Below are 22272 nucleotides of genomic sequence, written 5' to 3'. Positions count from 1 at the left end.
AGACAAGGAAAAAAGTAAAGGGTTGCACTTAAGATGGATTTAACAAAAAAACCTTCAACTTTCGTTGAAGGTTTTGGATAGTGTTTAGGTTGACTGGCTATTAATCCAGCTTTACAATAATAAATTCCGATCTGCGATTAACATCATGCTCCTCGTTGGAACATCTGATTCCATTACTACATTGGTTGAGCAGTAATTTTTCGCCATATCCAATGGCGCTTTCTATTCTTTGGGCCTCAATTCCTTGGGATACAATATAATTTCCAGTGGACTTAGCTCTTTTGTCCGATAAGGTCTCGTTATAGCGATCGCTTCCTCGGGAATCCGTATGCGCTTCAATCTTGATGACCATTTTGGGATATTCCTTCATTACCTCCACAATCTTGTTCAACTCTTGGGCCGCATCGGGTCGGATGTCCGCTTTGTTCAAATCGAAGTAAATATTATCAATCTTGATCTTTAGTACCCCATTTTCCCGTACGATAAGTTTGTTGAGCTCTTTGGTGATCTCCAAAGGCACATCGTTCACAAAATCTTTTTGCTTGGATGTGATGAACAAGGTCTCGTTAGGTAAAAAACCTTGCTTACTTATTTTGATTTCGTACCCAGCCTCGCATTCCAATACATTTTCAAACTCGAAAGCTCCATAGGGGTCGGTGGATGTGCTCCCCAAAGAGTTACCCTCCGCATCCGTAAGTACCACCATCACATTTACAATGGGCTGCGCATTGGATTTACGAATCACACTTCCTTTAACGGTTTGTTCGCAGCTTTCTTCCATTCTTTGGAACGAATAAATATCGTCATCTCCTTTTCCCCCCTCTCGGTTGGAAGAAAAGTATCCGCGTTGGGAGTTTTCCTTTACGATATACCCAAAATCGTCCCGATTACTGTTCAATGGCACTCCCAAATTATTGGGGGTTCCAAAACCAGAGGTGGTAAGTTCACTTTCAAAAATATCGAGACCCCCAAGTCCCAAATGTCCATCCGAGGCAAAATAAAGTTTACTGTCGGTCACATAGGGGAACATTTCACGGCCACTGGTATTGACCGAAGGTCCTAAATTTCTAGGTTGTGAAAAACTACCATCACCATGGACATCTACCACAAAAATATCGGTGCCCCCGATACTTCCGGGCATATCGGAAACAAAATAAAGTTTGCGTCCATCCGGGCTTAAGGCAGGCTGCCCCACCGAATAATCTTCACTATTAAAGGAAACCTCCTCGGCTTCCGTCCATTCACCACCCCTTAGCTCTGAGGTGTACATTTTAAGATGGTTGGTACCTTCCTCGTCCCTTCCCAAAGTTTGGTGGGTATAATTGTTTCGGGTAAAATACACTACATTCCCTTCGGGAATAAAAGTAGCCGCTGCCTCGTGATAACGTGTGTTGAGAATGGGGGAAAATGAAGTGACATTGGCCAAATCCGAACCAGAATCCAAGGTGTCGGCCATAAAGAAATCCAGATAGGGTTGCTTGTTCCATTCATATACCCTGGTTTCAAAAGTCAAGGAGTCGCGACTTGAAGAAAACACGATTTTATCCTTGTAGTACATGGGACCAAAATCCGCTACAGCCGAGTTGATTCCCAAATTACTGATATAGAATTGAGGTTGTCTGTTCAAAAGTTCGTCCAAGGCCTGATCATTGTCATGCAATTGCGCCACTTGATATTCGGACATATCTTTTTTCTGGGTATAGATTTTCATGATCCCCTTCGCCAACTTATAGTCACCCACTCCTTTTAAGGCATGCACATATCGGAAGGCGTACTCCGGCTCCAAAACACGTTCATATTTGGTAAAGAGCACTCCGTACCATTTTACCGCATTTTCCATATCTGTATTAAAAAAGTAGGCATCTGCCAATCGCTGCAAAACATGTTGGGAGCTTTCCCCTTTTTGAACCATGGTTTCGTACTGTTTGGCCGCCTTCACGTACAACAGATTGTCAAAATTGATGTCGGCATCATTATACTTTAGCTGTGCGTGCAGCAAACCGCCCATGAAGAAAATAAGAACGGGGATGTTGGTTTTAAAACTTCTCATCTTAGTAGAATCTTGGGGATTTAAGTCTTTTTTCAACGGTTTTGAATTCGTAGCGCAGGAACACTTCGTGCGTGCCACTGGTATAACTTCTTAAATCCGAAGTGGTCAAATCATAGGAGTAGCCCATGCTTAGGTCGGGAGAGATCTGTAATCCCAAAAGTGCGGAAAACGAATCGTCCCATCGATAGGCCAACCCGGCAGTAAAGGTCTCCCTGATCATGGCATTCGCCGATATATCAGCAATCACAGGAGCGCCAGGCACCCATTTTACGAAAAAGGCTGGCTTAAACTTAACGTCCGGGGTAAGATCAATGATCTTTCCTCCAATTAAATAGTAGTGCAGGCGTTCCGCTGCAATTTCTTGTTCCTCTCCATCATAATGGTCTTGGGCAAAGAAATTGGGTACGGCTAGCCCTAGATAGCTTTTGTTGTTATGGTAATAAATCCCGGCACCAATGGTGGGGAAAAATTTGTTCTTGATGTTGTTTTGGAATGCGACGTCCGGATTTTCAACCAACCCTTTGGAGAAATCCACATTGAACATGCGGCCACCTCCTTTAAGTCCGAAGGAAAGGCGCTTGTTGTTTTCATCCAATTTTACCGTATAGGAAAAATTGGCATCCACAAATACTTCCGAAGCAGGTCCCAAAGCGTCGTGGCACAATACCAATCCAAGGCCCACATTATTTTTCATGGGACCATCTACCGCCAATACTTGTGTTGTTGGAGCACCATTTACCCCAACCCACTGCGAACGGTGCATCAGTAGGGCCGTTAGGTGGCCTCTAGATCCTGCGTAGGCCGGATTCACATTTAAGGTGTTGTACATATATTGGGTAAACTGCGGGTCTTGTTGCGCAGAGACTGTAAGAATCCCCAAAAACAAGGTTGCAATACAGCTTATTCGGAATTGCCAGTTCATTCGTTGTGCTTTTCTATTTATACTGATACCCATCTTCCTATCTGTTTATATATAACCAATCTGTTCGCGGTTCCGAGCCATCGCCCAGATCTAGTACGTAGTAATAGGTGCCCACAGGCAGTAGATCTCCCTGTTGTACGGTGGCCCTTCCTGTGGAAGTACCATCCCATTCGTTGTTATAGGAGCGTTTTTCATATACAATGGTACCCCAACGGTTATATACCTGAAGCACATTGTTAGGGTATCTGTTGATACAATCTATTTTGAAGTATTCGTTAACGCCATCTCCGTTCGGAGAGAACTCATTGTAGACCGTTAAACACGTGGGGGCGACCTCCGCTTGATCAACATCGTTGGAATTATTGGTATCCAACTGATCCACATAGGCCAGGCTTGCGGTATTTAAATAATCATCTATATCCAATACCTCAACGGTCAACTGAAGGTTCGCAGTTCCTAAGGCAGCCAATTGATCCAACTCCCAGAATCCAGCAATTTCATCATAAATCCCTTCCGAAGCTTGGGCGGTTATCAATCGATATCCTGATGGAAGTATTTCTTCTATTCCAATATTGGTAGCTGCCACGCTTCCCTGGTTGCCCACAGTAATGGTAAAGACAACTTGAGCTCCGATGCTGGGGGAGGTATTGTCCACCGTCTTGCTAATGGTGATATCCGTAGTTTGTGGGGTTACCGAAGCAACGGCTTCGTCATCATCGGCATTTCCGTCCGCAAGATCATCCGTGTTGATGCCTTGGTTCGGGTTACTGTCTGGATCTGTAAAATCACTAGCCGTGATTTCGGCCACATTTACATATTCATCCATCACACCCGTGGGGGTATTCACTGTGGCCAGGATGATTAGGCTTTCCGTGCTTAGGTTAAATACCGGCCCGTTCAAGGTCCACAAACCAGTGTCTGAATTGTAAATTCCAGCTGTGGTTATATGGGATTGATAAGTATATCCCACAGGCAGCAAATCTGTTACCTCAACTCCTGTGGCATCGCTAAATCCGTTATTGGTCAGGTTGAGGGTAAATTCGACCACATCACCAACATTTGGGATTGGGTTGTCCACCGTCTTGGTCAATTCCAAATCGGCCAATCCATCGGGTACCGGTACAACGGTATCCTGATCATCTTCAGAACCAAGGTTGTTGTTAGGAGTGGAATCCGGATCGAAGGTATCCAACGCAATCAACTCCGCAGTATTTCTATAATCACCACTAGCCAGTACCTGGGCCGTAATTTGCATGGTAGCTGAGGCTCCATTAGCAAGGGATCCAATATCCCAAGAGCCCGTAAGTCCATAATAAACCCCTGTTGAGGGTAGTACAGAGACCAGCGTATAGCCAGAAGCCAATAAATCTTCAACCACAATTCCAGAAGCATCGTTGGGTCCCGAGTTGTTCACTGTAACCGTGAACACAATCTCATCACCAACCGATGGACTCAGGTTATCCACAGTTTTGGTCACCGAAATATCCGTAACGGTTCTTGGTGTGGTACTTTGTTCCGCCTGGTCATCCTCGGAGGAATCATTATTTCCAGGGGTGGAGTCTTGGTCCAACTGAATGACCGCTATAACTTCAGCAACATTGGTATAATCCCCTGTTGGATTTACTTGCGCCACTATGTTCAGCGCGATACTGCTTCCTCCGGCAATGGTTCCCACATTCCAAAGGCCACTTGCAGAACTGTATGTCCCTCCTGAATCGTCGGAAACATACGTATACCCTGAGGGTAAGGCATCGGAAACCACAACCCCTGTCGCATCGCTTAATCCGTCATTGGTCAAGGTTACGGTAAAGGTTACATTGGCCCCTACATCCGGATTGGCATTATCCACTGTTTTGGACAAGCTTAGATCCGAACTTGGAATTGGGGTTGTTCCGGCACTATCTTGATCGTTTTCAAAAACATTATTGTTGTTGGGGGTTGAATTAGGGTCCAAATTGTTGGATGAAAACACCTCTGTCACATTGAAGTAATCCCCAGTGGCATTTACAGTGGCCACAATATTCAAGGTTTCAGTGGTACCGTTTGGAATGATACCATTCAATTCCCAAATTCCCGTGGTCGGGGTATACACCCCTGCTGTCCTATTATTGGAAACATAGGTGTATCCGGAAGGCAAAAGGTCCAATACCTCAACCCCGGTTACATCGCTAGGTCCATTGTTGGTAATGCTGATGTTAAAAATTACCTCTTCACCCACCAAAGGACTTAGAATATCCACAGATTTCCGAAGAATTAAGTCGGAAACCAAAACCGGAACAGGTTCCACGGTTTGTTGATCATCCTCCGTATCATCGTTGTTGGCGGGTACCGAATCCACATCGGTTTCGGCCAAATCTGTTAGTTCGGCAATGTTGGTATAGTCCCCATTGGCGAGCACATTTGCTGTGATCACTATGGTTTCCGAGCCTCCGTTGGCAAGGTTTCCAATGGTCCAAGATCCATTAAGGGGCTCATATACCCCAGTTGATGGAGCGGCACTCACAAACTCGTATCCAGAAGCCAAGAAATCGGTCACCACAACATTGGTAGCATCATTTGGTCCATCATTGAGAACAGAAACTGTAAAGACAATCTGATCTCCAACATTCGGCGTTAAGTCATCGGCTGTTTTGGTTACCGAAATATCCACTAAAGGATTCGGACTGATTCCGGCGGCATCTTGATCATCTTCTGCTAAAAGTCCATTGTTTGGAGTGGAATCAATGTCTGGTTGATCAGCAGCGGTTATTTCGGCAACGTTGGTGAAATCCCCAGTTGGGTTCACCGTTGCTGTTATGTTTAATGTCGATGACCCTCCGTTTGCCAAGGCACCTACGGTCCATATTCCAGTTCCGTCCACGTAGGTTCCACCGCTATCATCCGAGACATAGGTATATCCAGATGGCAGCAAATCGGTCACCACTATGTTGTTGGCGTCACTAGGCCCCGAATTGGATACGGTTAGGGTAAATACCACATTGGTGTTTACATCGGGATTGGCATTGTCCACATTTTTGGTCAACGAAAGGTCGGCCACGGCCACAGGTACAACAACCACCTCGTCTTGGTCGTCCTCGGCACCAACACCATTGCTTGGTGTGGAGTCAATATCAAATCCGTCTGAGGCCGTAATTTGGGCAATGTTGGTATAATCCCCAGTGGTGTTCACCAAAACATCGATGATCAAGGTTTCGTTGGATCCGTTGGCTACGGTGCCCACCTGCCACAGTCCTGTTACATCGTCATAGGTTCCTGCGGTCGCACTATACAAAACGTAGTTAAAGCCGGTTGGAAGTAAGTCTTGAACTACCACATTGGTAGCATCGTTGGGTCCACTATTGGACACTGTTATCTCAAAACTTATCTCATCCCCTACATTGGGTGTTATGTCATTATCGACCACAATCTTGGTCAAGGAAAGGTCAGATTGAAGCGGAGCTACGGTAACTGCGGTTTCATCATCTTCACTTTGATCTCCATCATCGTTGTTGGGCGTGCTGTCCGTATCGAATTGGTCGGCAAAGGTCACCTCGGCAATATGCATAAACTCTCCCAAAGCCCCAGTTGGATTTTGCACGGTGGCATTAAAAGTCAATGACAAAGCATTGGCTCCCACAGGAACATTTAAGCCTGTCCATGTAATAATATCGGTAATGAAGCTAAAGGTTCCCCCATTGCTTATTCCTGTAATGGTAGCATAGCCTGGTGGCACCAAGTTTTCGATGGAAATTCCCGAGGCAGCATCCGGTCCAAAATTGCTCACATTCACTGTAAAGGTTACCACCTCTCCCACATCTGGAGTCGGATTGCTCGCCACCAATTCAAGTTCCAAGTCAATTACCTGTGGCGAGGTGATATAAAAATCTTCATCGTCCTCATCCTGATCGCCATCATCATTCCCAGGATTACTGTCCTGGTCAAATTGATCTGCAGCTGCTATTTCGGCTGTATTCAAATATTCATCAGTTGCCCCGGTTGGCGCATTTACTGTTACTTCATAGGAAACAGTGGTGGAACCTACAGGAATATTGGCAATATTCCAAGTCAAGAATGTACCGGCAATATCGGTCCCCCCATTATTTACCGTTTGTAGGGTGTAGCCTATCGGAACAATATCTTCCACTACCACATTGGTGGCTGCACTTGGACCTGCATTGGTAACGGTTAACTCAAAAACAACGGTATCTCCCACATTGGGTGTTGCGCTTGAAGCCGCGCTGATATCTTTTACTAAACTAAGGTCTGAAGCCTCTGGTATTATAGTTTCGCTATCCTCATCATCTTCACTTTGGTCGCCGTCATCGTTATTGGGTGTACTATTGGAATCGTATTGATCTGAAGCTGTGATTTCCACAATGTTTTGGTATTCCCCAACTGCCCCGGTCGGCGCATTTACGGTCGCTTCATAACTCAAAGTTACTCCTGCCAATGGTACGTTAGCCAGATTCCAAAGCACTTCGGACCCTCCCAGGTTAAAAATTCCGCCATTGGAAACACTTCCTCCCACAATGGTATAGCCATCAGGAACCGCATCGGTTATGGATACATTGGTAGCAACATCAGGTCCAGCATTATCCACCTGAACAGTGAAAGTGACTACCTCTCCTACATTAGGGGTAGCGTCACTCACTGATTTGTCCACCGATAGATTAGCTTCTTGTGGGACAAGGGTCAGACTAGTTTCATCGTCATCGGCAAGGGTATCCCCTAAATCATCTACGCCAAAGCCAGAAGTTGGGTCACTATCCGTATCTACCTGACCACTCCCTGTAATTTGGGCAGCATTGGTATATTCACCCGGTGCACCCGTTGGGGTATTGACCGAGGCCTGGTAGGAAAGGGCTATGTTTCCTCCATTTGGAATGAACAATCCTGACCAACTAGCTGTGTTCCCCGCTTGGGAACCACCTCCATTAACCGCAGAAAGTGTGAATCCGGCTGGCAATACATCCTCTACGGAAACCCCAGTTGCATCATTGGGTCCAGCATTGGAAACTATAAGTTCAAAGGTTAAGGTCTCCCCCACGTTAGGGGTCAATGATCCCACTATTACGCTTTTAGCGATACTCAAATCTGCTTCTTCGGAAACCGATAGGGTAAAATTGTCTTCGTCATCTTCACTTTGGTCCCCATCATCGTTATTGGGGGTACTATCCGCATCCCATTGATCGGATGCCGTTATCTCGGTAACATTGGTATACTCCCCAGTAGTTCCTGTAGGGGTGTTGACCGTTGATTCATAACTTAAGGTTGTGGATCCAACAGGAAGGTTGGCTATGGTCCAACTTATGGTTCCTGATGAGTTGACCCCCCCGTTATTAATGGTTCCAATTGTGAGTCCGGAGGGAACTACATCTTGCACGGCAATATTGGTAGCTGTATCCGGGCCATCATTGGTAATGGTTATCTCATACACCACCGTATCTCCCACATTTGGCGTGGCACTGGAAGCTGCACTAATATCTTTGGTCAGACTTAAGTCTGATTCCACAATGGTTACTTGGGCCGAATCTTGATCGTCCTCACCTTGAACACCATTATCCACGGTAGAGTCGATATCAAAAATGCCATTGCCCGTAATTTCCGCTGTATTTTCATAGTTCCCCGAAACGTTGACGGTAGCATCAAATGTTAGATTCAAAGTAGCACCGTTGTTAATGGATAGATTGGACCATGTAATTGAGAAATCCCCAATATTATATACCCCACCATTACTCACGGTTCCAGGCACAAGTGTATAGCCCGAAGGAATCACATCCCGAACTGTTACTCCTATTGCATCGGTGGCACTGGAGGCATCGTTGTTGAAAACATCCAAGGTAAACGTAACCGTATCGCCAGGATTTGCGATGGTCGGAGATACTGATTTTGAAAGCTCTAAATCGATTCCCAATAAGGCAACTTCTACCGTGTCCGAAACGGGCGCACAAATACCATTGGTCACGGTCCATTCAAACACATAGGTACCGGAAGTCGCTCCGAATACTTCCGTATTGGGGTCATTTTCATTTACAAATCCTACGGTTGTAGGCCCTGAAACCTGAGTCCATGTACCCGTTCCGGCGATGGGCGCATCAGCCGCCATTATCACAGATGAAAACTGGTCCAAATTTTGATCAGGTCCGGCATCGGTGCTTACAGGGTCTTCATAAATGACTACCTCAAGGGTATCTTCGAACGTACATCCTCCATTTAACACAGTCCATGTAAATTCATAGGTTCCGGACTCAAGGGTGTCAATCAAAGTTGTTTCGCTGTTTGGGGTCACGATGTTGGCCGGAGTACCCGGAGTTCCACCGACCCCAGGGCCAGCAGTTTGCGTCCATGTTCCGGTTCCAATAACCAATGCTGTGGCTGCCATATTGGTCTGGGTAGCTGCACAAAGTTCTTGATCAGGGCCTGCGTCCGCCAAAGAAGGGGCATCATCTGGGAAAGTAATGCTCACCGTGTCGGTAGTTGGATCACAAGCTGATGGGCTATCCACAAAACTTACACTATTATGTGCAACGGTCCACGTAAGTATGTAGGTTCCATTCACTGTAATATTTGATAAGGTGGATGTGGGCGAGTTTGGATTATCGATGACCGCTGCACCCCCTGAAGGATCGGTAGTCAAAGTCCAAGTTCCCGTGCCCACTGTAGGTGGTACAGCATTCAATTGCGCCTCCAACTGACAGGCGTTAAGTTGGTCTGGGCCGGCATCGGCCGCCGAGGGAGCTTCATATACCTCAATCCGAACAACGTCCGAAGTATTAAAGCAAAATCCAGCCTCAAAATTCCATTCCAGAATATAAGTTCCCGGTACGGTCAATCCTGTGATTGTGGAGGTTGGGTCATTTACGTTTGTGATTACCGCTGTGCTTCCAGCCGGCTGTTCTGTAAAACTCCAAGTAGCCTCATCCACATCATCCGGTGGCATGTTACCTGCCAAAGTGGTCTGATTGGGAACTACCAAGTCTCCAATACAAAGGAGTTGGTCCGGACCTGCATCAGGCAATACAGAAGGAAGTCCACTGGATTCCACTTGAACCTGGTCCGAAGTATTTCCGCATCCCGTTGCTCCGGGATAGTTGGTTGTAAATTCAAAAATGTAAAAGCTTCCCAAGACAATATCGCTGACCTCGGCCACATTGCTTCCCACGGGATTTTGGGTTATCGTCGCCGGGGTTCCGGGAGCACCTCCCACCCCGGGTCCAAAAGTCTGAACCCAAGTTCCCGTTGAACCAAAAGTGGCTTCCAACAAAAAGTTTTGGACATTACACAATTCCATATCCGGACCGGCATTTGCTGGCACGTATACATCCACTGTTTTATCCGCAAAACTTGTAGGGCAGTTGCTATCTCCCGCAATGGTCCATCTAAAGGTATAGCTACCCGATACCATGCCGGTAACTGTGGCATTAGGGTCGTTGATATCGGAAAAGGTTGGTGTATTTGGAGCCCCAGAGAGTAGGGTCCAATACCCGTTTTCAATATCACTATTGAAGGCATTTCCATCAAGGATTACCGTGGTAGCGGAACAAATGGTTTCGGATGGACTGGTAACCACCGCCGTTGTAGGCGGAATTCCGACATTCAAGGTAACTTGGTCGGTATCTGAGGAGCAACTTCCATTGTTTGCTGTCCATTCAAATACATATTGACCAGAATAGGTAAATGTTACCTGGGCCGTAGGACTGGTATCGTCATCAAAAGAAAAACCGCCAGGTCCGGAAATCTGCGTCCAAAATCCCCCACTTCCTACCGAGCCTGAGGCATCCATAGTGAATGTGGATTGACATTCGGTTTGATCAGGTCCTGCATCCGCAATGGCATCGGGTCCAATGGTTATTTCAACCTCATCTGAAGTATCTTGACATCCGGGTGCAATTTTGGAGATGGTCCAAGTTAGTATATAGCTTTGCTCCACCGTAATGGTGGCATCTGTATCAAATTGATTGGGGTCATCAAAGGCAATTCCCACAGCAGGAACAGCAGACCATGTTCCTATCTCGTCCCCTGCAGGTTGATTTCCTACCAAAGTCACCGTTGTAACCCCAGTACCCACACATTGGTCCGCCCCGGCATCGGCCAAAGTCGGTCCTTGGGTGGCATTCGTACTTATAGTAACTGTATCTGTTCCAGGATTTGGACAAGCAGGGTCATCTGGATTGGAGATTGTCCAACGGAAAATATAGATTTCATTGGGGTCATCCAATCCGGAAACCAAGGTGTTGGGATCATTGGCATCGGCAAAAACTATGGTAGCTCCTACTGGTGCAGTATCAACCGTCCAAACACCTTCTAAATTGGATGATGGAACGGCATTTGCGGCCAAAATTGTTGGGGCTCCGAAACATATCGTTTGGTCCAGACCTGCGTCCGTTGCAACAGGTGCATCCGAAGAAACTATGATCTCCACGGTATCTTCCTGGGAAGGCGCACAGGCATTTCCTCCCGAAATAGCATATTGGAACACATAAGTTCCAGGAATCAGATTGGCAACGTTGGTAGTTCTTGCGTAGGGACTTGCAATGGTGGCCTGGTTAGGCCCACTTATTTGAGACCATAGGGAACTTCCCACCGTGACAATATTTCCAGTGATATCAGTATCCACCACGTTACAGGCCAAGGTCTGGTCTGTTCCAGCGTTAGCAGCTGTGGGTGTCATGGCCACCGTTACATTGATTGCATCTGTCGCCACATCGCAACCGGTCTGGATAGAGCCGTTCAGTGACCTTCTCAAAAGAACCGTGTAGGTCCCTTCCACATCAAAATTGATGTTTAGCGGAGTTCCTCCCGTATTGCTAAAGGTTCCAGGGTCCACCAATGTGGAACCACTTGGGCCACTTACTATGCTATAGGTATTGGTTCCATTTCCTGTAGTCACAAAGGGAATATCCACACTCGTGATCCCACAAGCAGCTACAATATCACTTCCGCCGTTCGCTGTTATGGATACAGGTGCTGTAGAATATTGCACCGTGGCGGTTGCACTATCACTACACAAAGTCGTTCCATTTTCTATGGTATAGGTGAACTGGTAGGTGCTACTACCGTCCAGACCTGTAATTTGGGTGGTACTGGAATTGGGGCTTAAAATATTTACTCCAGCAACGGGACCAGAGGTCTGTGTCCAAGTTACCGTTTCATCAGTAAAAAGAGGAACGGATCCAATAAGGGTAACCGTTGTTATACTGGCATCACAAAAGCGAATGTTATCATCTTGAAGGGAAGCGGTAGTAATATCTTGTGTTGCTTCCGCAACGGTTATGGACATGGTGTCCTCGCCACTGGCACAAGGGCCACTTACAGACCATCTGAAGGTATAGGTTCCCTCAATAAGATTGGATACGTTGGTATTGTTAGTATTTGCATTAGCGATTACAGGCGTATTTGGCCCACTAACAAAGGACCAAGTTCCTACTTGTCCATTGATATTGTTCCCACCAAAGCTACCGGCCAAATTGGTGGACTGGGTAAGTGTATAGCAATTATCCAAATTTTGATCCGGTCCTGCATCAACTACAGAAACACCTCCATAATTGGTAACCGTAATGGTAGAACTCGATTCGCAGGATAAGCCAGGAGCATACTCCGGGCCGGTAATGGTCCATTCCAAAGTCGTTGTTCCAGCACTGGATTCGGCCAAGGTAAGGGTGGTTGTTGGAGAATTTGGGGTGTTGATGGTAACCCCGGCATTGTTGGCTCCTACGATACTCCAAGCCCCTGTTTCCCCACCGTTCAATGGGGTATTTGCATTGGTGCTGACCGCACCGGTATTATCCGGACAGGATGCTATGTCGTTTCCTGCATCTGAAACCGTTATGGGTTGTACAGTAATATCAACATCTTGAAACTGTGGGGTTCCATCGGTACAAACCGCACTTAGACGGAAGGTATATGTGTTTCCCCCGACCAGTCCATTTACTTGGGTATTTATATTTAAGGGATCAACAATTATTACGGATGGGCCACCTACCTGTGACCAAGTCGGGCCACTTTGAACTAGACCAGAAGTTGAACCGAACAGGGTGTATGTCGCTATATTTTCGCATATCGTCTCCGGTATCCCAGCGTTTACGGAACAGTTCTGGGCGTTACCCCATTGAATTGCTGCAAACAACAAAAAAAATAAGAAAAAGGCTTCTTTTTTTTGGCGGGTTAGAGGTCTGTACATAGTTTAAAAAATGAGGTTGATCTTACATGTAAGAATATTCAAACATATCTACTAGCATCGGTTAAATAGAAAATATGTTGTATTTCATCGATCATTTGTTGTGAAACATCGGATAATCGATGGGTGTTTTGAAGGATTTCCAGGGAAGTAAAGGGGAATCCTTGAACAATTTGAAGTGGATATGCGCTAAAGCACTAGGAAAATTAGTTGATATACAGATTATTAGACGCTAAAATCCAAAGGGATTCCACGTTCCAAATCCAAGTCCTCGCTGAAGCATATTGGGAAAACACAAGTACACACGCCTCTTACGAAAGAGGAGATTTTTTCCTACAAAAAAATAATGGGAATTTCGGCAGATGAAAGGGTATATAATGTCCTAAATCAAAATTACGGTGCCTGAACCTGCAATTCAGAAATGGAAGAGTTTCCGTTTCCGTCCTTGGATATCACCCGTATGGAATATACTGTCCCAGAAATGTAAACAATTGGGGCGAGTTGTGTGGTTTCTGTTTCCAAGGTTTCCGATATAGTTTCATCATCAATCAAAACAAACACATCATAGGTCAAGGAATCCCCGTCTTCATCGCTTCCAATCCAAGATATGGTCATCTCAGTATCTGCCTCTACAAACTCAACCTCAATCTCTGCTGCATATGGAGCATAATTTCCAACCTGAACGCCCGGAGTGGTAAAGGAATATGTATCGCCATTTGTGGAGCCATCATCATTTATGGACATTAAATTCCATGTATATGTTTTTCCACGATCTAATTCCACTTTGGTCTCCAAGGCAGAAAATGATGCATTAAAAACTTCGGAGTCATTATCGCGGACGGTCAGCTCATAGCTTTGTGCAAATTGTGCGGAATTCCATTTAAACTGGACCAAAACTTTGGTATCATTGCCCGATACCGTTTCATAATCAGAACAGGGCTCCCCATTTTCCGGTAGTGTTCCCACTACCTTGGCTGGCGGATTTTTCGTTTCCACAGGGGGCGTTTCGCGATCATCGTTTCCTCCACTTGAGCAAGCCTGCACTACTAATGCAATTGCCAAATACCAAAAAAGTTGATTCCCTATCTTCATTTCTTTACAATTTTCACAGTTTTCTCTTTATTGTCCGCCACAATTCGGACCATGTACATTCCAGATTCCAAGGCACTCACATCCATCGTTTTGGTAAACCCGGTTGCCCCATTTACTTCGTCGTGCTTTACAAGTTGCCCCGCCATACTAAATACTCCGACAGTAAGGTGATCATAATCCCCAATAAGGTTTATTTTATCTGATGTAATTGTGGGGTAGACCAAGATTGTTTCGCCCATAAAAAAGGTATCGGCTACCTTTCCTTGGCAATCACTTGAGCCTTTTATGGTAATCTCGTTGTAGGTATCCAAATTATCCAATCGGATGGTTTGACTATAGGTATCAATGAAGTTAAAGAAACGGGCTTTGCCATTTACCACCACCTCATATGCTGTACTTCCGGATACTTCATACACAACCGCATTGGTTTTGTTTTCCAAGGAAGTTCGCTTTCCGGTAATGTTGTCAACTTCGTTGATTGTAATACCGTATTGCTGTTCAAATACTATTTCCGGAATGGAAATGGTCAGGGTGTAATTCCCTGCAGCAAGGTCGGTAATGTTAAACGGGGCAGAGGTTGACACATCGTTGTATTGGGCAGGAGCCCCGGAACCTTCCAAAACAATATCCATCTCAAGGCCTGTTGTTTCCACAGCAATCTCAATGGCCCCATCCTGACTCCCTATACAGCTCGGTGTAAGGGCATAAACCTTAATTGCATTATTTGGAATCATCTCACATCCGTCGGGACCTACATTTGCCCCAGGTCTAGTGTCCAGACAGGAATCCACTTGATCCAAAATCCCGTCCCCATCATTATCTTCATTGCACAAGGGAATTTTGCCCCCATCGGAAATGGTCCAACCAAAATTGTCTATCAACGCTTGTCTTGCGTCTTCCCCAGTGCAATATAGACTACTACCTGCATCGAACGACACCCCAATTTGCAAAGAAGGTAGTTGTGCCCAGGCTTTAAGTGTGGAATCGTAGTTTTCTGAAGACAATCCAGTCATATCAAACATGAGGCCCATATTCGACACATTCTGGACGTTCCAACCGGCGAGACTTTGATCAAAGGAAGTGGCTCCGGCAAACATCCACATGGTACTGCTTAGGTTGCCAACATCCCATAAACCCAAGTCTTGATCAAAAGCGGTAGCACTTTGAAACATTCCTACCATGACTTGAACATTGCCCACATCCCAGTTTCCAATATTTGCATTAAAGGATATGGCTGTATTAAACATGTTCGTCATATCCGTAACATTGGAAACATCCCAAGCCGATACATCCTGATTGAAACTTTCGGCATTATGGAACATGGACGACATATCGGTTACGGTGCCCACATCCCAGGTAGAAATATCTTGGTTGAAAACAGTATTACTGCTAAACATTCCTCCCAAATCCGTTACGTTCCCAACATCCCAAGCTGATATATCCTGGTTGAATCCGGAATTGGCAAACATGCCACCCAAATTGGTAACATTCGCAACATTCCAAGAACCAATATTTTGATTAAAGGAAGTTGCCCCGTTGAACATGGCAAACATGCTAGTGACGTTTGAAACATCCCAATTGGAAATATCCGCATTGAATTGTTCCGCTAGGGCAAACATGCTATCGGTAATCGTGATAGTTCCCATTGGCCAATTTTGGAAAGCTCCATTCCCGACCAAGGAAGTACATCCCGAAAACATTCGTGCAGTTGATGAAACATTGGAAAGGTCTGGAACATCGTCAGCCACCACATCAAGATTGCTGCACCCTGCAAAGGCAGCAGCCATCGAAGTCCACTGTATAGACCCCCATTGATTAATCTGCAAAATCTTTTCATTATCTGCATTATTGCCATTGAAGTTTATCCTGGGAAACTCCCCCGAAATAACAATTTGATAAACTCCCGGTGTGCTATAGGTGTGCACAATATTCCCGGTCACACCACTATCCGCAGTTCCGTCACCCCAATCCACATTGTAGTTATACGTTCCACCTGCTGGCGCCGAGGTAGAAATCGAAACTTGGTTGTCGTCTGAAAATCCAGGATTGTCCGTTTTCCATGTCGTGATAAACGCATCTTCCACTTGGCACCCGATAACGGCCTTTCCACCATCATTTATTGTCCATCCATAGGTATCGATAATCTGTTGTCTTTCAGATTCGGATGCGCAATATTGTGCATTGTTCGCACCTAGCACAACACCATTGGTTAATGATGGTAATGCACTCCAACCCATTAAGGTTTGGTCATAATTTGAAGTTGACATTCCCGCGCCATCAAAGATGGAAGTCATATTGGACACATTGGATACATCCCAATCTCCTAAATTCTGATTAAAGGCAAGGGCGTTGGCAAACATCGACCACATATTGGAAACATTGGAAACATTCCAATTGGCCAGATCCTGATTGAACACCTCCGCTCCACTGAATGTTCGGTCCAAACTGCTCACATTCTGAACATCCCAAGAACCAATGTTTTGATCAAACGCCTTCGCATCTAGAAACATGCCAATCATGGAATTCACCTGCCCGGTGTCCCATCCAGAAATATCTTGATTAAATTGGGTGGCTTCCCGGAACATAAAATCCATGCTGGTGACCGTACTTGTGTCCCAGCCATTAAAAGTGCCATTCCCCACAAGAGACCCACATAACCTAAACATGTATTGGGTGGTAGTTACATTGCTCAAATCCGGAATATCTGTGGCTTCCACATCCAAGTTTGAGCAACCGTGAAAGGCATTGAGCATGGATCTCCAGGATATATGGCCCCATTGCTTTACCGATAATATCTTTTCCCTATCTCCCTGGTTTACAAAATATATTTGAGGGAAGTCCCCTTTAATGGCAACATCGTAAGTTCCAGGAACATCGTAGGTGTGGGTGATATCCCCAGTAACTCCAAGGTCTACGTTTCCATCTCCCCAATCAACATCGTAGTTGTAACCTCCACCGGTAGTGGGAATGGTAATTTGGTTATTGTTGGATACTCCAGGATTGTCCGTTTTCCATGTGGTTACAAAAGCTCCTACCAATTCACAACCATCTGGAGCCTTGCCCCCATCGTTGATGTTCCATCCATAGGTATCGATTATAAGTTGTCTTTCGGTTTCGGAAGTACAATATTGAGTGTTGTTGGCGCCTAACCAAATGCCATTCGCCAAGGACGGTAATGCACTCCATCCCTTTAATGTTTTATCATAATTTGCGGTAGACAATCCGCTTCCATCAAACATGGAGGCCATGTCCAGTACATTGGATACATCCCAACTTCCCAAATCTTGGTCAAATAGGCTTGCTTCACTAAACATATAGCCCATTACCGTTACATTCGCCACTTCCCAAGCATTGAAAGAGTCGTTTCCGACAAGGGATGCACAATCCCTGAACATTCCGGAAGTATTAAGTCCCGACCTGGAAAAATCCGGTTCGTCTGTGGCCAAAACATCCAAATTGGAACATCCAGCAAAGGCGTAGGTTGTGGTAAACCATCTATTATTGCCCCATTGATCAACAGAAAGTATCTTTTGATCATCAGAATCTGTGGGTGCTATACTGTGGCCATTTGGAGAGCCATTAAAAAACACTCCTGGGAACTTTCCCGAGATGGTCACCTGATAGGTTCCGGGTGAGGCATAGGTGTGGGTAAAATCTCCAGTGACCCCTTCATCGGTTGAGCCATCCCCCCAATCCACAGTGTAATCATAATTCTCCAATGGATGTGTAGGAATGGTGATCTGATTATCTTCAGATGGTCCGGGATTATCTGTTTTCCAAGTAGTGATAAAGGGAATTGGTGCCTCACAGTTTATTCCCAAATCATTTATGGTCCATCCGTAGGTGTTTATAAGAAGTGCCCTGGCTGCTTCAGAATCACAATAATAGGCCTCATTAGCCCCTAAATTCACTCCGTTTTGTAGCGAAGCAAGCTGGCTCCATCCCAAGAGTATGTTATCGTAATTTTCATCGGACAGATCAGAGGCATCGAACATAAAATCCATGGCCGAAACATTGGAAACGTCCCAACCGCTAATATCCTGGTCAAAATGTCCCTGGGTGAACATATAGGTCATATTGGTAACACTTGAAACATCCCAAGAAGAGATATCCTGATTGAAATAAGTGCTGCTGAACATGTGCTCCATGCTCATAACCTTGCTAACGTCCCAATTGGAAAGGTCTTGGTTGAATTGCCCACTTGAGAACATCCCCTCCATCCATCGAACATTGCTTACGTCCCAACCATTTATATCATGATTGAACCGACTGCTATAAAACATATAGGACATATACTCAACATTGGAAACATCCCATGCGGAGATGTCTTGATCAAAAGTAGTTTTGTCGAACATGTAGGCCATATCGGTTACCACGCTCACGTCCCAATCGGCAAAACTTTCATTGCCCGCGAAGAACAAACAATTGTAAAACATGTTGCGGGTGCTGCTTACGCTAGTCAAGTCAGGAATGTCCGTTGCATTGAACTGGAGGTTCCAGCATCCGGCAAAGGCCGCTTCCATGGAGGTCCAATGTATGTTGCCCCATTGTTCTATGGTCAAAAGCTTTAACTCATCTCCGGTGAAATCAGAAAAATTAAGGGTAAAGTCGTTAAAGTAAATCCTTGGGAATACGCCGGTTATGGAAACCGTATAGGTTCCTGGAGTGGCATAGGTATGGGTAATATCACCGGTTACATTGGAATCCGTAGAGCCATCACCCCAATCCACTGTATAGTCGTATGTTTCTCCTGGAAAAGTTGGAATAGTTATCTGATTATCCTCTGAAAGACCAGGATTATCCGTTTTCCAAGTAGTGACAAATGGACTTCCACAATTGCTAAGTTCCCCACCATCATTGATTATCCAATTATAGGTGTCAATTATGTTCTGTCTAGCTTCCTCTGACGCACAATATTGGTTTTGTGGGGCATCAAATGTAACCCCGAACTGCAAGGACGGAAGGCCTGCCCAGCCTATCAAGGTTCTATCATAATTATAGTTGGACATATTACCACTTTCAAATATGTCGGTCATATCGGTAACCTTGGAAACATCCCAATTGCCCAAATCCTGATTGAACGCAGTAGCACGGGCAAACAACCAAAACATGTTGGTAACATTGGATACATCCCATCCCGATATGTCTTGGTTAAACACTGTTGAATTTGAAAAGGTCGCCCACATGCGGGTGACATTGGATACATCCCATCCGGATATATCTTGGTTAAATGCCCCAGTTCCGCCAAACATACTGCTCATATCCGTTACACTGGAAACATCCCATCCAGAAATGTCCTGATTAAAATTCGGAGTTTGGTTAAACATGGCGGTCATATCGGTAACATTGGATACATCCCACCCAGAAATGTCTTGGTTAAATTCTGAGTGTTGAAACATACTCCTCATACTGGTGACATTGGATACATTCCAACCGGATATGTCCTGATTAAACTGAATAGCTCCACTGAACATTCCGCCCATATCTGTAACGCTGGAAACATCCCAATTGGAAATGTCCTGGTTAAAAATGGAGCAGTTGACAAAAAGATTGCTTATGGCTGTTACATTACTTACATCCCAATTGGAAATATCTGCATTGAATTGGGAGCATACGTAAAAAACCTGGGTTAAATTGTCAATGTTGGAAATATCCCAAGCGTTGAACGTGGCATTTCCTTTTAAAGAACCACAATAGGAAAACATTCCAAAAAGGGAGGTTAGTCCTGAAAAATCAGGAACATCATAGGCCACAACATCCATATTTGAGCATCCGGCAAAAGCCGCCAACATGGAGTTCCATTGTATATCTCCCCATTGATTTATTTCCAATAGCTTGGTGGCATCGCTGAACGCCTCATTGCCAGGATAGCTGTTATGTTGTATGGAGACGGCATCTGCAACAATGGAAACCGTATATGTCCCAACTGTGGTGTACGTATGGGTAGCTGTACCAAACAAATCTATTTCCACGGTTCCATCCCCCCAATCAATCGTGTATGGCCCGCCTACAATTGGGATGGAAAGGGCATTGTCTTCCGACATGCCTTCGTTGTCGGTTTTCCAAGTAGTGACAAAGGCATTTTGTGTTGGGCAATTTTCCCCATTGTCGTTAATGGTCCATCCGTAACTATCTATTATAGATTGTCTGGCAGTTGCGCCCAAACAATATTCACTAGATCCTGTATCAAATTGCAGATTGTTTTGAAGGCTCCCCAACTGACTCCATGCGACAAGGGTGTTATCAAAATTTACAGTAGTGAGTTGACTGCCCGTCAACACTTCGGTAAGATTGCCGACATTGGAAACATCCCAAGTACCCAAACTGTTCTGAAATCCACTCTGGTAGAACATTCTGAACATATTGGTAACGCTTGATGTGTTCCAATTTGAAAGAATTTGATTGAATTGGGTTGCTCCCGAAAACATTTCACCCACATCCACCAATCCAGAAACATCCCATTTATTTAAGCTTGTATTTCCAACCAAGGATGAACAATTACTGAACATGCTGTTGGCCGAAGTTGCCAGCGATAAGTTGGGTGTGTCCTTGGCGGTGACATCCAAGTTTACACAATTGGAAAACGCTCCTTCCATCGACGTCCATTCCATATCCCCCCATTGTATCACATTTTCAATTAAAGCAGCATTTACAGTCCCAGAGTTAAAATGTATTCTGGGAAAGGTCCCGGTTATGGCAATATCGTAGGTACCCGTTTGACTATAAGTATGTGAAGCATTTCCCGTAACGTCTGAATCCACATTTCCGTCACCCCAATCCACTGTATACGAATAACTTTCGCTAGGATGGGTGGGAATTACAGCCGGATTGCTTGCATCGCTGATCTGCCATGTGGTAACAAAAGCTCTTTGTTGGTCCACAGTGCACCCTGCAGAGATTCCACCATCATTTATCTCCCAATTATACGTGACAATAAGGTTTTGTCGCGCAGGACCCCCTTCACAAAACTGGTTTCCGCTTGCCCCAAACTTGACGTCTTCCTGTAATGTGGGCAGATTGCTCCATCCAATTAGGATATTGTTATAATTTTCGTCCGATAGTCCGGAATCGTCAAATATGGATGTCATATTGCTAGCCTTTGCAATATTCCAGGTACTTAAATCTTGATTGAAGGAGGAGGCTCCGGAAAAAACTTCGCTCATGAATTCTGCACTACCCACATCCCAGGAGCTAATATCTTGGTTAAATGCTGTTGCACCCAAAAAGGCCCTACTCATCCATCTAACGTTGCTTGTGTCCCACGATGAAATATCCCGATTGAATGTATCATTCATCTCAAACATAAAGGACATATCGGTCAAACTTGAAGTGTCCCAACCGCTTATATCAGGATTAAAGGAGGTACCCATAAACATTTGACTCATCCACATGATGTTTCCGGTATCCCATCCACTAATGTCCTGGTCAAAGGCCAAGGCACCTCTAAACAAGCTATTCATGGTCTCCACCCCGCTAACGTCCCAAGATCCTATGGGTTGGTTGAACATAGTAGCATCCTCGAACATTTCCCCCATGTACAATACGGTGGTCATATCCCAGGTGGTAAAAGAATTATTCCCCACCAAGAGGGTACACCCCTGGAACATCCTGGCTAAATCCGTAACCAGAGATAGGTCCGGGACGTCTGTAGCTACAACATCCATATTTCCACACCCTGAAAACGCACCGAACATGGATTGCCATGGGTTGCTTCCCCATTGTTCCACCGTCAATAGCTTCATTGGATCTTTGGTATTCAAAAGATCTTCAAAATATATTCTAGGGAATAGACCGGAAATGGTAACCGTATAGGTGCCGGGAATCGCATAGGTATGGGTAATATCGCCGGTCACGTTCGTATCCGAACTACCATCTCCCCAGTCCACCGTATAGTCATAGGTTGAACTTGTGTGGGTCGGAATACTGATCTGATTGTTCCCAGTAGCACCTATATTATCTGTTTTCCAGGTGGTTACAAAATCTTGGGGAAAAACAACAAAAGAATAAAGAAAAAGAATTGTAGCAATGTAGCCTTTTAGCATAGGTGGAGCA

General features: G+C 45.1%; 5 protein-coding genes. All 5 read right to left on the bottom strand.

Features of this window, described 5'->3' with window-relative positions; genetic code table 11:
- Nucleotides 1-100: 100 nt before the first annotated feature.
- Nucleotides 101-2050 (bottom strand): OmpA family protein, encoded by a 1950-nt coding sequence (locus M3P07_RS11260; protein ID WP_249970010.1) that lies wholly within the window; start codon nt 2048-2050, stop codon nt 101-103.
- Between the two features lies 1 nt (nt 2051).
- Nucleotides 2052-2972 (bottom strand): PorP/SprF family type IX secretion system membrane protein, encoded by a 921-nt coding sequence (locus tag M3P07_RS11255; RefSeq protein WP_249970009.1) that lies wholly within the window; start codon nt 2970-2972, stop codon nt 2052-2054.
- Between the two features lie 37 nt (nt 2973-3009).
- Complete coding sequence (locus M3P07_RS11250) at nt 3010-13131, bottom strand: PKD domain-containing protein (RefSeq protein WP_249970008.1); 10122 nt, start codon at nt 13129-13131, stop codon at nt 3010-3012.
- A gap of 390 nt (nt 13132-13521) precedes the next feature.
- Nucleotides 13522-14220 (bottom strand): hypothetical protein, encoded by a 699-nt coding sequence (locus M3P07_RS11245; protein ID WP_249970007.1) that lies wholly within the window; start codon nt 14218-14220, stop codon nt 13522-13524.
- On the bottom strand, nt 14217-22262 hold the full coding sequence (locus tag M3P07_RS11240) for a BspA family leucine-rich repeat surface protein (protein WP_249970006.1): 8046 nt from the start codon (nt 22260-22262) through the stop codon (nt 14217-14219). The genes M3P07_RS11245 and M3P07_RS11240 overlap by 4 nt, the downstream gene beginning before the upstream one ends.
- Nucleotides 22263-22272 lie beyond the last annotated feature (10 nt).

Source organism: Flagellimonas myxillae (assembly GCF_023502235.1).
GTDB lineage: Bacteria > Bacteroidota > Bacteroidia > Flavobacteriales > Flavobacteriaceae > Flagellimonas > Flagellimonas myxillae.
This window is presented reverse-complemented; position numbering and strand designations above follow the sequence as displayed.

What these genes read in the sequence shown, in the direction of transcription:
- M3P07_RS11260 (WP_249970010.1), bottom strand. Translation starts at nt 2,050, where the DNA reads ATGAGAAGTTTTAAAACCAACATCCCCGTTCTTATTTTCTTCATGGGC.
- M3P07_RS11255 (WP_249970009.1), bottom strand. Translation starts at nt 2,972, where the DNA reads ATGAACTGGCAATTCCGAATAAGCTGTATTGCAACCTTGTTTTTGGGG.
- M3P07_RS11250 (WP_249970008.1), bottom strand. Translation starts at nt 13,131, where the DNA reads ATGTACAGACCTCTAACCCGCCAAAAAAAAGAAGCCTTTTTCTTATTT.
- M3P07_RS11245 (WP_249970007.1), bottom strand. Translation starts at nt 14,220, where the DNA reads ATGAAGATAGGGAATCAACTTTTTTGGTATTTGGCAATTGCATTAGTA.
- M3P07_RS11240 (WP_249970006.1), bottom strand. Translation starts at nt 22,262, where the DNA reads ATGCTAAAAGGCTACATTGCTACAATTCTTTTTCTTTATTCTTTTGTT.